Raw genomic sequence first — 12,431 nt, 5'->3', positions numbered from 1 at the left:
TTCAATGTCAGGAGAAACAAATCTAGCTGCACTTTTATCCAAAATGAAACCCTTTCTTCATGAAGAAAGTTATGTTTTTGTTAGTGTACCAGAGTCTTTTCAAATAGACTTAACCATTGTTCATGGTACTTTTAAAGAAAAAGAGGGAATGACCCTTATTTTAAAAAAAGAGAATGCGGACAATCTAGACCTCAATTATGATTATGTTGCCTCTTGTATTACACTAATGGTACATTCTTCCTTACAGTCCGTTGGGCTTACAGCTGCAATTTCGAATGCTATGGCAGAAAACCAAATCAGTTGTAATGTAGTTGCCGCTTATTATCATGACCACATCTTTGTAGACCAACTAGATGCAAAGAGAGCCATGAACGTTTTACTAAAATTGACGCACACCACTAAATTGAAAAAATGAAACTCTGGGACAAAGGTTTTAGCACCGACAAAAAAATAGATCATTTTACAGTAGGCATTGATCGCGAATTGGATTTACTCTTGGCAAAGTATGATGTAGTTGCCTCAAAAGCACATGCCAAAATGTTGGGCAAAGTAGGATTGATCACCAACGATGAGTCCAATGCCTTAATAAAGGAATTGGATAAAATCGCAAACTGCATTGAAGATGGGCTATTCACCATTGAGGATGATTTTGAGGACATGCATTCCAAAATTGAGTTTTTGCTCACCGAAAAACTAGGCGATACCGGGAAGAAAATCCATATGGCAAGATCAAGAAATGACCAAGTGTTGGTAGCGATGCAGCTATACCTTAAAAATGAGTTGACCGAAATCAAAAATGAAGTCAAAACCTTGTTTGATCTGTTGCTTGATTTGGCTGAAAAACACCATGCCGTTTTGCTGCCGGGCTACACACATTTGCAGATTGCCATGCCTTCTTCCTTTGGACTTTGGTTTTCAGCTTATGCAGAAAGTTTGGTGGATGACCTACACTTTGTCAATGCAGCATATAAAATAGCGGACCAAAATCCTTTGGGTAGTGCCGCGGGCTATGGAAGTTCTTTTCCTATAGATCGAACATTTACCACATCGGCAATGGGTTTTGAAACATTGAAGTTTAACGTAGTTGCAGCCCAAATGGGGCGTGGAAAAGTAGAAAAAGCTACAGCATTCGGAATTTCAAGTGTGGCTGCTACGCTGTCCAAATTGGCCATGGATATTTGTTTGTACATGAGCCAAAATTTTCATTTCATTTCTTTTCCGGATGAGTTGACTACGGGAAGCAGCATAATGCCGCATAAAAAGAATCCTGATGTTTTTGAATTGATTAGGGCCAAATGCAATAAGATTCAAGCGGTACCCAATCAGTTGACCTTGATTACCAATAACCTACCAAGCGGTTATCACCGGGATCTGCAATTGGTAAAGGAAATTATTGTTCCAGCTATTCAAGATATAAAAGCATGTTTAGAGTTGATGCATTTTAGTTTAAAGGAAATAAAAGTGAATACTGCCATCCTTGATGACCCCAAATACGATTACCTTTTTAGCGTAGACACTTTAAATGAGTTAGTCAATAGCGGGATGCCTTTTCGAGATGCTTATAAAAAAATGGGAGGCGAAATTGAAGCAGGAACCTTTAAACCCAAAAAAGATATCAAACATGTCCACGAAGGCAGCTTGGGGAATTTGTGTTTAGAAGAAATCAAGAAAAAAATGGAAAAGGTCCTGACCTAAAAAAATTCATCCGCTCTTTTCGCCAAGCTATAATGTAGCTCCATGAATTTTGCATAGCTTTTTAAGCTAAAATTACCGAACTTCACTTATCAGTTGCTAAAGAATCATTAAAACGATTTTTAGCTTATCGTTACCACCAATTTGAAAAAATGAACAAACTGACAAAATCTTTATTTCTAATACTCACTATATCAATTTTTACAAGCTGTGATTTCATTAATAACGCTTTTACTTACAAAGACACAACAGAAGGATTTGTAGAAACTCTCATAAAAGAAGATTATGAAAAAAGCCTCACCTATATGGCGACCGAACACGATGGATTTAAAAACACAAACCTTGACACATTAAAAAAAGGCTTATCCAATTTCAGAAAGTTAATTGTAAATAATTTTGGAACTGATTTGGACTACAAATTTATGACCGCTAATAAAACTTTTTCGACTGTCGAAGGAGAAAGTACAGCACCAAATACCACAAAAGCTCAAATCGAATTTTCCAACGACAAAGAATTTGGTGTTTTTGAGATAATTTTCGATGACAATTCTAATAAAATATACAACATTAAAACGCTTGACATAAAAGAATCAATTCCGAATATGACGATATTTTGGCTTTTTGGAGTATTAGCCATTTGTGTACCAATCTTCAATATTTGGATTATTAGAAAAATTAAAAAAAGTGACTTAAAGAAAAAGTGGTTGAAATATATTGCAGTAATATTTCTGAATGTTCCAGCGATATCTTATAGCGCAGTTTATGGACTTTCTTTTAGTTTATTAACTTTTCAAATACTATTCGGAATTAGTTTCTCATATATGGGATATTTAAGTTCGGCTTGGACTTTTGGCATACCACTAGGAGGACTATATTGGTTATGGAAATTGAATAAAAAAACGGAGACAGAAACAACTGAAAATGGAATAATAACGGAATAAAAACTGGTGGTAACAATGTATAACCGCAATTACGGCGGATTCGACTGCGTCCGAATCCACTCGAAATTGCTAAAGTCTGTGTTAAACCGAAAATAATCGCTAATTTAACCCGTAACTGACGGTTATACGAGGCCGATAAGTGTAACCATAGAATTCACCTCTTTAAGATTCTAATTCTTCCTTAATAAAGACTGATCAATTGGTGTTGCTCCCTATACTCATCAAGTTGCTCTAAGCCATCCAAATCTTCTAAAGAACTTTTCTTTTCCACCCAATGTCGCAGTTGATCTGTTCCATTAAGAATATCAATAGGCTCTAAGTGATGAATATATTCATAGGGCGGTTCCAACCATTTAAAATCAGTACCCAAGTGATGAAAAAGTTCCCTTAGCATCAATTGTCCTACCCGCCAGGGTTGAAAAGTTTCCTTGTCCGTAGCATGAATTTGAAAACCACCGCAAACCACATCAACATATTTATGAAAAGTAGGAAGAAATAAGATAGGTCTTACAGCAAAGCCTTTCAATCCAGAATGCATCATCGTTTTTTCTAAATGATCTGCAAAAAGTGAAAAGGGTTTGATTTTCGGATGTCCCATAATTTCCAAAGGTTGGGTGGTACCACGGCCTTCACTTAAATAAGTCCCCTCAAATATTACCGTTGCAGGAAAAACGAGGCAACTCTCTGCCCTTGCTATATTTGGAGAGGGCAATGCCCATGGAAGTCGAGTATCTGCAAAATACATCTCCCTTTCCCAGGCCTTCATTTGTATCACCCTAACATTTGCTTTCTCATTGGCCCATAACCTTTGGTGCATTAATCCAAGTTCCCCAATGGTAAGTCCATGCCTTACGGGTATGGGGTGCCTCCCTATAAAAGAAGCAAATGCAGTATCCAATACATTCCCTTCAAGTGTTTCACCATTAATTGGATTGGGGCGATCTAAAATAATTACTTCAATGTCCTTGTTTGCACATTTTTCCAACAAAAGTGTCAATGTATAGATATACGTATACATACGGCAGCCCACATCTTGTAGGTCCACAAAAAAATGATCTATTCCTTCCAACATTGCATCTGTTGGCACACGGGTTTCAGAATACAAAGAATACACAGGAATGTTGAAATAGGGATGTACGGTATGATCCGTCTCAATCATGTTATCCTGTGCGTCGGTAGAGAAACCATGTTGAGGTCCGAAAATCTTTTTAAAACGATCTCCAAAGATGGATTTAAAGATAAAGGTAGCGTGGGTGCATTTACTATCTATTGAAGCATTATGGCACAATAAGGCGACATTACCTTTGAACTGTTGTTGCAGTAATGTGTCTTTGGCAAGGATTTCAAGCCCAACAGCAACTTTTTGCATTTCATGTATTTAGAGGTGAATACTTGGTACCTCTAAGTTACTTAATCATCCCTAAATTAATGACCTCTTGTTCTGTTAAAGGACGCCAATGACCGCGTGGCAGGTCTTTCTTTGTTAATCCCGCAAAAATAACGCGGTCCAATTTGGTTACGGTATAGCCTAAATGCTCAAAAATACGGCGGACAATACGATTGCGCCCACTATGGATTTCGATGCCTATTTCTTTTTTGGGAGATCCTTGGATATAACTGATGTCATCTACTTTCACCAAACCGTCCTCTAATTCTAACCCTTCCTCTATTTTACGTAAATCTGATAGCGTTAAATTTTTATCTAGATGCGCGTGATAGATCTTGCGAACCCCATGTGTTGGGTGAGTCAACTTTTTGGTCATATCGCCATCGTTGGTAAATAGCAAAAGGCCTGTGGTATTTCTATCCAAACGACCAACTGGTAACAAACGTGAATTAGAAGCACTGGAAATGAGTTCCATTACCGTGCGTCTACCCTTTTCATCATTAGTGGTGGTGATAAAGTTTTTAGGCTTGTTAAGCAGTATGTATTCTTTCTTTTCCGGGTTCAGTTTTCGGCCATCAAAACGAACATCATCTGTCCGTTTTACTTTGTATCCCATTTCAGAAATCACCTTCCCGTTTACCGAGACATTGCCAGCGGCAATATAGGTATCTGCTTCCCTTCTGGAACATACGCCTGCATTTGCCACATACTTGTTCAACCGAATTTCATCCGGATTAGATGGTTTTTGTGGTGTTGTTTTCTTTCTGGGTGGTTTTCCTTTGGAAAATTGCTTTCTTTTATCGCTTCCTGCCGCTCTGTTGGAAGGTTTCCGCTCGCGGTTGTAGTCTGATTTCGCCATCAGTCATTAATTTTTTTGCAAAGGTAGTGCTTTTTGCCTCCTTAAGTCCACTTCGAAAGGCTCAGTGTGACAAGAGAAAAGGATTGGATTTTTATGATAAAATTTCCGAACTTCACTTATCAGCCGATATAGTTAATTGAAACTGACCATCTCTTAAACGTTGTGCGTCACTAAGAAAAAAACAAACTATTAATGGATTATCAAACATTTCAGCCTCATCCAGATTTAGAATACCTAATTAGCTGTTATTGGACTTTAGAAGTTCCTGCTGATAATGATTCGCAAAAACAGCGGATTGTTCCTGATGGCTGTATTGAGATGGCTTTTATTCTTGGTGATGACATAAAGCGATATACTTCGGAAGATGAATTTATCCTACAACCTCGTGCAATGGTACTTGGACAAACCATTGAACCATTTTATATCGAACCAACAGGTTATGTGAATACATTTGCAATCCGATTTTACCCCTACGGATTTGCCAATTTCGTAACTGAACCAATTAAAAACTTAGCTAATAAAGAAACACCATTAGCATTATTGTTTGAAGAAAAAATCGCCAAGGAACTAGAGCAAAAAATAATCCGAGCAAAGGATGTTAAAGAACGAATAGAAATCATAGAAGGATTTCTTCTAGAAAGGTTAAACGACAAGTCGACTGTTGAGAATATTGTGAAAACAACCGTTAACGCCCTTTTATCTACAAACGGAAACGCACCGATAAAAGCGATTCTTAAAGATGACTTGTCCAAAAGAAGACAGCTTGAGAGAAAGTTTGAAAAACAAATTGGAGTTAGCCCAAAACAGTTAGGCAAAGTCATTCGACTACAAACCGCATTAAAAATGTTACTTAATAAAGAAGGGGAAAGCTTGACTAATATTGCTTATGAAAGCGAATATTATGACCAAGCACACTTCATTAAAGATTTTAAGGAGTTTACAGGGACGAACCCGAAGGAATTTTTAGGAAATGAAAACATGACGCTTTCCGCTCTTTTCTACAAATAGACTGAGTGTCGCATTTTTACAATTTCAACTTTCAAGATTAATTTAATTTTAAACAGAAAAAATGAATAGAATTGTACTAAGCACTACTGTAATACTTGCCTTGAACCTTATGGCTTGTAACAATCAAAATAAATCAAATCCGGAAATACAAAAAGTAGATTCTAGTCAAGAGCAAAAAACTAATGATATGAAAAGTTTTATTTCCCTTTTTGAAATTCCGGCAACGGATATTTCACGAGCAGTCAATTTTTATCAAACAATTTTGGGTATTAACATTGAGAAAATGGAAATGCCAGGAATGGAAATGGGAATATTTCCATACGAAGGACAAATGGTTACAGGAGTTATCATGAAAGGAGAAGGATACGAACCTTCAGCAAATGGTGTGGCCATATATCTTAATGGTGGAGATAATCTTCAACATATTCTTGATAAGGTCGAAAAAAATGGAGGAAAAGTCATTGTCCCAAAAACCGCTCACGCAGATGAAAGTGGATTTTTTGCTTTGTTTTTAGATACGGAAGGAAATAAACTTGGTCTAAATTCCCCAAACTAAACGGAGGAAAAAGCGAACGCACAACAATGTATAAAAGCCTTCACCTTGAAAATCTTTCAGCAAACTCAGGATGACAAAAAAATTAATCTTTAAAGTCTACCGTAGATTGTCTTTCTCTGTTTATATGTAATTTGGTTACATCTGGTCTTGAGTAGTGCCCAACAGGGTCGAAATTTTGTCTTTCTTCATATACTCGATTAAAATCCAATGTCTCATAGATTAATCCTTCAGAACCTACAATTGGTTCAATAATCCATTCCCCATCGGGTCCCGCAATTGCAGAACCCCCATCAGCAAGAATATTTGGAGCTTTTCCCAAAATTTTGTCCAAATGTGGTGTGTCTTTTGGAAAATCTGACACCTTCATTAATGAAGAAACCGAAATCACAAAACTCCTAGATTCTCGAGCTACGAACCTAGTAATGTCTTTGGTATTATGAAGTCCTCCCGGCCAAACAGCCACATGTAGATTTTCTCCTTGACCGTATAAGGCAGCACGCGGTAAAGGCATCCAATTCTCCCAACAGTTGAGGCCACCAACCGTGAATTGTTTTAATGGATGTACTTGTAGTCCATTACCATCTCCAGGGGCCCATGTAAGGCGTTCATCATAGGTAGGTTGTAATTTGCGATGCACAGATTTTATCTCCCCATTTTGATTTATATATACCAAAGAGCAATATAAGCTATGACCACCACGATCTTTGGCTCGCTCCATCATTCCTAAATATATTGCCATCTTATTTTCACGGGCCAATTTGCAAATTGCATCCAATTCGCCAGCTTCAATCTGAATGGAATTTCTAGTATAATGGGCGTGTAATTCTTTGTTGACCTTTAAGTCCCATGCTGCCCCTTCAGTATGAGCTAACCAAAAAGGGTATCCAGGCAAAAATGCTTCGCCAAAAACAATCAATTCGGCTTTCTCCTTAGCTGCCTCTTGTATTGTATTTTCAATTTTTTCTAAAGTTGCTTGTTTATTCAACCAAACTGGGGCAATTTGTGCCATTGCCACTTTTAATAGATTTTCCATTATAAAATCCGATTTAGAACCAAATCAACATCAATTAATAAAATACTAAAAACCCCTGCAACAATGATGAATTTTAAAATATTGTGCAACCAAACATAATGCTTTTTCCCTGTGGCTTTCCATAACAAAATGATAAAAAGCCCTAACAGTACAATACAGCCCAAAAAATACACGTACATATAACCCACATCAAAAATATTGATCAATAAAAGTGAAGGAACCAGGGTTAAAACTATTAATAGACCAATAAGTACTTTTGAAACCTTGGCCCCATAGATTATTGGTATGGTTCTATAATTCTGGGCCATATCTCCGGCCATATTTTCTAAATCTTTGATCATTTCTCGAGCCAAAATCAATAAAAACAGAAAAAGAGCATGCACAAAAATTACCGTCTCAAAATTTCCGTAATACACGAAAACAACAAAAAATGGCGTGATGGCCAATGAGGCCGATACCAGATTACCAATAAAAGGAACACGTTTTAGTTTGTGGGAATACAGCCAAATCCCGAAAATATAGGACGAAAAAAACATTACGGCCCTAAACGAAATATAACTTGCCGCTAAAACCGCCAGAAAATTAAGGATGAAGTAGGTCGTTAATTTAAACCGTTGACTTACCAGTCTATCTAGCATGGTTTTTGTTGGTTTATTGATCAAGTCCTTTTCCGCATCGTAAAAATTATTAATAATATATCCGCTGGCAATTACCAAGGCGGAAGCCGTTACGATAAGAAAGAGATTGATATCCAAAACCATATCTCTTAGGGGTAAATTTGGAGATAAGATATAAATGGAAGCTAAATATTGAGCAAGTGTAATAACCAAAATGTTATACCCTCGAACAACAGAAAATAAACTCAATAGCTTAAACAGCAGGAGTTTATTTTTTCTATTAAGCATTTGATTGTTTTAGAAGTTGTAGACCACTTCCAAATTGTGTCCCTTGAGTGCTTTTTTGGCCCTATCAAAATCTTGTGTAAAGCCTAAAATATAACCACCACCACCTGAACCGCAAAGCTTTAAGTAGTAATCGTTGGTCTCTATACCTTGTTGCCAAAGCTGGTGGAACTTAGATGGAATCATGGGCTTGAAATTGTCAAAGACAACATGGGAAAGTTGCTTTAGGTTCCCAAAAAGTGATTTCATGTTTCCGTTTAAAAAGTCCTCAACACAGGCATCCGTATGCTTGATGAATTGATTCTTGATCATACTACGAAATCCTTCTTGCTTCATTTTTTCCATGAAAATCTGTACCATAGGTGCAGTCTCCCCTGTAATTCCACTATCCAATAAAAAAACCGCTCCCTTACCTTCTTTATTTTGCGAAGGGATACTGGTAGATTCTATATTATCCTTAGAGTTAATAAGAATTGGTAAACTTAAGTAGCTATTCAATGGATCAAGTCCAGAAGATTTTCCATGAAAGAAAGACTCCATCTTTCCAAAAATCTCTTTTAACTTCAGTAATTTCTCTCTAGTTAAATTCTCAAGAACTGTAATCTTATCTGTAGCATATTTGTCGTAAATGGCTGCTACCAAAGCACCGCTGCTACCTATACCGTAACCTTGGGGGATAGAACTGTCAAAGTACATGCCGCTTGCGACATCATTTTCCAATGCTTCCAAATTAAAAGAAACCAAACCTTGTTCTTCTCTTTCCAGTTTTGAAAGATAGTTAACGTAAGCCTTCAAACTTTCGTTTGACTTTTCAGCTAAATCAGATGGATTTTCATCTGTCTTTAAGGCGCCTTTAAAAAAATTATAGGGAATGGAAAGACCTTTGGAGTCTTTGATAATTCCATACTCTCCAAAAAGTAGAATTTTAGAATAAAATAGAGGTCCTTTCATTGATAGATAATATCTTACAAATTTAACATTAATTATTTTATCAAAAAAAACCTCAAATTATTTACAAGTTATGGGTAATTTAAAAAAAGTATATAATTTGATAAACTAATTATCAAGCCAAATGAAATTCATTATTACTCCATTATCCATTTTAAAAAAGTTGCTAATTCTTATAGGAATTTTGTTATTGGGTAATATTATTAGTTTGATAATTAAATTCAATACTGACAGTAGATATATAACCAAGTTTTTTGATTTTAATAGAGAAGGCAATCTTCCAGCTGTTTATTCCTCTATGACAATTTTTTTCTGTGCATTTCTACTTTATTATATTTCTAGAAGTCTTACTAATAATTCCAAAACTAAAAAAACATCCTGGTTTATACTTGCTCTAATCTTTCTCTTCTTGGGATTTGACGAATTACTCTCTTTTCATGAGGTTCTAATATCTATTGTGAAAAAATATGTGAATGTAGGGGGTTATCTATACTTTGCATGGGTAATTCCATATGGCATTGCAATAATCTTTCTTGGAATTATTTACATTCGATTTCTTTTAAATCTTCCAAAAAAAATACGTCTTATATTCATTCTATCCGCTATTTTATTCGTCGGGGGGGCCATGGGAATTGAACTTATTGAAGGAAACCATGCCGAAATCCATGGATACCATACTCTTCAGTTTGCTATAATGTATACTATGGAAGAACTTCTTGAAATGTTAGGAATTGCATTATTTATTTATGGCTTACTTACTTATATTTCAAATTTTACAAATTCGAAAACTCTGAAAGTTAAGGTAATCTCAGACATTCTAAAATTGAAAAGTGAAAATTTGTAATTTATTTTGACATTGCCCCCTGCCCTATCTTATCGCAGATATAATGACCATTTTCGCAATGCACAACCAATTCATCCTGAATAAATTGGATTGCTTTTTCCTTTACAGATTCTGGATATAACACATGTACATTTGCACCTGCATCCAAGGTAAAGCAGATGGGTACTTTGGTTGCTTCCCTAAAAGCCCAAATTTTATTGATGATTTCCAACGTATCTGGTTTCATCAAAACGAAGTAGGGCATACTGGTCATCATCATAGCATGCAATGTCAATGCTTCACTTTCAACAATCTTTATAAAGTCATCCAAATTACCAGATTCAAAGACTTTTTTAAGCTTGTCCAAATTCTCATGTGCCTGGGTAAAACGTCTTTCCGCATAAGGGTGGTCGTGCATTAAATCATGACCAAGGGAGCTGCTAACTTGTTTTTGCCCCTTGTGTACCAACAAAATACTATCATGAAAGTTTTTGAAAATGGCGTTCACTTCAAATGGATAATTGATTCCATACAGATTAGAACTTTCAGAAATACCTGCATACTCTCCCCACTGAATTAAATCACCTTCAATACTTCTACAAGCACTTCCAGAGCCCAAACGTGCTAAGAAAGATGCTTTTTTCTTGAAAAAAGTATCTGTAATATCTCTATTTATAGTCCTTTCAATCTCTACTAAACATAGCGCCAAAGCTGCCATTCCACTGGCAGAAGAAGCAATACCACTACTATGCGGAAAAGAGTTTGAGGTTTCAATTTTAAAGTGATAGGCTTTTAAAAACGGTAGATAGGCTTCAATTCGTTCAAAAAAGGTTAGAATTTTGGGTTTAAAATCCTCTTTAGGCTTCCCTTCAAAAAACAAATCAAAAGACAATTGTGATATATCCTCCTTTTTAGTATAGGAAACAGATGTTGTTGTCGCACAAGCATCCAGCGTAAAACTGATTGAAGGGTTTGCCGGAATCTGATTTGCTTTTTTACCCCAATACTTGACCAAAGCAATATTACTGGGTGCTTTCCAAGTCACTTTTCCTTTTGCAGGCAAATTAGTATATGGATTGGGTAGAAAGTCTTTTTCTGTCATTAGAAAAATATTTGGGCAAATATAAAAGATGCAAGGCGCTTGAAAGGATATGGGTACAAATAAATTCTTATTTTAGGGGGAATCGTGCCAATCATGAAAAAAAAGGTTGTTTACATCCTAATTGCCGTTACAGTTTGTCTTTTAATAGGTTTTCTATCCAGCTTTGCTACACAAAGCTCGGTAAATGATTGGTATCTTACTTTGAACAAACCAAATTTTAATCCCCCCAATTGGATTTTTGCACCGGTATGGACATCGTTATACATATTAATGGGTATCGCCGCAGGAATAGTTTGGTCTAAAGGTTTTCATCATATCTGGGTAAAAACCGCTCTTTATCACTTTGGTTTTCAACTTCTTTTTAATGCCCTTTGGAGTATTGTTTTCTTTGGATTTAAAAGTCCATCATGGGCGCTTTTGGTGATTCTTCTTCTTTTAACTTTAATCATTTTAACCATAAAGTGGTTTAAAGTTGTAAGTAAAACAGCTGCCTTTTTGCTTATTCCTTATTTGCTTTGGGTTCTCTTTGCCTCTCTGCTTAATTATAAAATCTGGGAATTGAACTAATTTTTCAGATTCAAGAAACTCAATATTAAGAGTCTTTTGTCATTTCAATCAACTTTTGCATCGTCTTTAAATTGCGTGTTGTAGCCTGTACTTTTAGCTTTCTTTCTACAAGATTATTGTTGAGTTTAGCATTTCCATATCCGTTTTTGCAACATAAATAAACACATGCATTTGTTATACTAAAATCCTCATTAACAAAATTTACTTCATTGAATTCATCAACCAAACTCTGTACTGGAGGGTTTTTAAGTAACACAAAGTATAATCTGTTTTCTTCCACTTCATCCGCAAACGGATTCGCTGTTAAAATCATTTCCAGTTGACTACTGATTTTCACCAATACAGGCACTTCAAAAGCAAAATCGTTTAAAATTGCATTATGAATTTTATCTTGAAGCATATCAGTTTCAATAATCTCGCTATCAAAAACAATATTCCCACTTTGAATATAGGTTTTTACATTTTGTAGTCCACTGTTTTCCAGAGTCTGCTTTAAATCGGCCATTTTAATTTTCTTTTGGCCGCTTACATTGATTCCTCTCAAGAGCGCTATGTATCTTTTCATAATTTATAATCTTGACGAATAAAACTACTCCGATTTATTTTAGTAAAT

14 protein-coding genes are annotated in these 12,431 nt (G+C 35.9%); 7 read left to right on the top strand and 7 right to left on the bottom strand.

All coding sequences use genetic code 11. From position 1 onward, the window contains the following. The first annotated feature begins 4 nt into the window (after positions 1 to 4). The 3 genes from SJY44_RS05155 (at position 5) to SJY44_RS05145 (ending at position 2,633) form a co-directional block, all read left to right on the top strand. Entirely contained in the window at positions 5 to 415 is a 411-nt protein-coding gene (locus tag SJY44_RS05155) for an ACT domain-containing protein (protein ID WP_298924384.1), read from the top strand. Beyond that, positions 412 to 1,695 (top strand): argininosuccinate lyase, encoded by a 1,284-nt coding sequence (gene argH, locus SJY44_RS05150; RefSeq protein ID WP_396591540.1) that lies wholly within the window; start codon positions 412 to 414, stop codon positions 1,693 to 1,695. The genes SJY44_RS05155 and argH overlap by 4 nt, the downstream gene beginning before the upstream one ends. A 149-nt stretch (positions 1,696 to 1,844) precedes the next feature. Beyond that, positions 1,845 to 2,633, top strand: coding sequence for a hypothetical protein (locus SJY44_RS05145; protein WP_396591539.1), 789 nt, complete (start codon positions 1,845 to 1,847; stop codon positions 2,631 to 2,633). 181 nt (positions 2,634 to 2,814) lie between these two features. Here the strand turns inward: SJY44_RS05145 and SJY44_RS05140 are convergent, their stop codons facing one another. Both SJY44_RS05140 and SJY44_RS05135 read right to left on the bottom strand, forming a co-directional pair. Further along, positions 2,815 to 4,002 (bottom strand): DUF1343 domain-containing protein, encoded by a 1,188-nt coding sequence (locus tag SJY44_RS05140; protein ID WP_396591538.1) that lies wholly within the window; start codon positions 4,000 to 4,002, stop codon positions 2,815 to 2,817. A gap of 37 nt (positions 4,003 to 4,039) precedes the next feature. Further along, the gene (locus SJY44_RS05135) at positions 4,040 to 4,879 is read right to left on the bottom strand and encodes a pseudouridine synthase (protein WP_299214726.1); all 840 of its coding nucleotides are present in this window, start codon (positions 4,877 to 4,879) and stop codon (positions 4,040 to 4,042) included. A 192-nt stretch (positions 4,880 to 5,071) separates the two neighbouring features. Here SJY44_RS05135 and SJY44_RS05130 point away from each other — a divergent pair, with 192 nt between their 5' ends. Both SJY44_RS05130 and SJY44_RS05125 read left to right on the top strand, forming a co-directional pair. Further along, positions 5,072 to 5,887, top strand: a complete 816-nt coding sequence (locus SJY44_RS05130; protein WP_396591537.1) for a DUF6597 domain-containing transcriptional factor — start codon at positions 5,072 to 5,074, stop codon at positions 5,885 to 5,887. 61 nt (positions 5,888 to 5,948) lie between these two features. Next, positions 5,949 to 6,443, top strand: a complete 495-nt coding sequence (locus tag SJY44_RS05125; RefSeq protein ID WP_396591536.1) for a VOC family protein — start codon at positions 5,949 to 5,951, stop codon at positions 6,441 to 6,443. Between the two features lie 82 nt (positions 6,444 to 6,525). On the opposite strand, the gene SJY44_RS05120 is transcribed toward SJY44_RS05125, so the two are convergent. The 3 genes from SJY44_RS05120 to SJY44_RS05110 are packed head-to-tail and all read right to left on the bottom strand — an operon-like array spanning position 6,526 to position 9,329. Next, positions 6,526 to 7,476, bottom strand: a complete 951-nt coding sequence (locus tag SJY44_RS05120) for a carbon-nitrogen hydrolase family protein (protein ID WP_396591535.1) — start codon at positions 7,474 to 7,476, stop codon at positions 6,526 to 6,528. Then, positions 7,476 to 8,381, bottom strand: coding sequence for a geranylgeranylglycerol-phosphate geranylgeranyltransferase (locus SJY44_RS05115; RefSeq protein WP_396591534.1), 906 nt, complete (start codon positions 8,379 to 8,381; stop codon positions 7,476 to 7,478). The genes SJY44_RS05120 and SJY44_RS05115 overlap by 1 nt, the downstream gene beginning before the upstream one ends. Positions 8,382 to 8,390: 9 nt before the next feature. After that, the gene (locus SJY44_RS05110; RefSeq protein ID WP_396591533.1) at positions 8,391 to 9,329 is read right to left on the bottom strand and encodes a mevalonate kinase; all 939 of its coding nucleotides are present in this window, start codon (positions 9,327 to 9,329) and stop codon (positions 8,391 to 8,393) included. A 406-nt stretch (positions 9,330 to 9,735) separates the two neighbouring features. On the opposite strand from SJY44_RS05110, the gene SJY44_RS05105 reads away from it, so the two are divergent. After that, entirely contained in the window at positions 9,736 to 10,170 is a 435-nt protein-coding gene (locus SJY44_RS05105; protein ID WP_396591532.1) for a hypothetical protein, read from the top strand. Position 10,171: 1 nt separating this feature from the next. On the opposite strand, the gene SJY44_RS05100 is transcribed toward SJY44_RS05105, so the two are convergent. Further along, positions 10,172 to 11,251: a diphosphomevalonate/mevalonate 3,5-bisphosphate decarboxylase family protein gene (locus SJY44_RS05100; protein ID WP_396591531.1), complete on the bottom strand. Its 1,080-nt coding sequence runs from the start codon at positions 11,249 to 11,251 to the stop codon at positions 10,172 to 10,174. 93 nt (positions 11,252 to 11,344) lie between these two features. On the opposite strand from SJY44_RS05100, the gene SJY44_RS05095 reads away from it, so the two are divergent. Beyond that, complete coding sequence (locus SJY44_RS05095) at positions 11,345 to 11,818, top strand: TspO/MBR family protein (RefSeq protein ID WP_396591530.1); 474 nt, start codon at positions 11,345 to 11,347, stop codon at positions 11,816 to 11,818. 25 nt (positions 11,819 to 11,843) lie between these two features. Here SJY44_RS05095 and SJY44_RS05090 read toward each other — a convergent pair whose 3' ends face one another. Then, complete coding sequence (locus SJY44_RS05090; RefSeq protein WP_396591529.1) at positions 11,844 to 12,383, bottom strand: DUF1697 domain-containing protein; 540 nt, start codon at positions 12,381 to 12,383, stop codon at positions 11,844 to 11,846. Between the last annotated feature and the right edge of the window lie 48 nt (positions 12,384 to 12,431).

Origin of the sequence: Allomuricauda sp. R78024 (assembly GCF_044596045.1) — a bacterium.
In the GTDB taxonomy this organism is placed as follows: domain Bacteria; phylum Bacteroidota; class Bacteroidia; order Flavobacteriales; family Flavobacteriaceae; genus Flagellimonas.
Note: the sequence above shows the minus strand (reverse complement) of the source record. Positions and strands in the feature narration are given on the sequence as shown.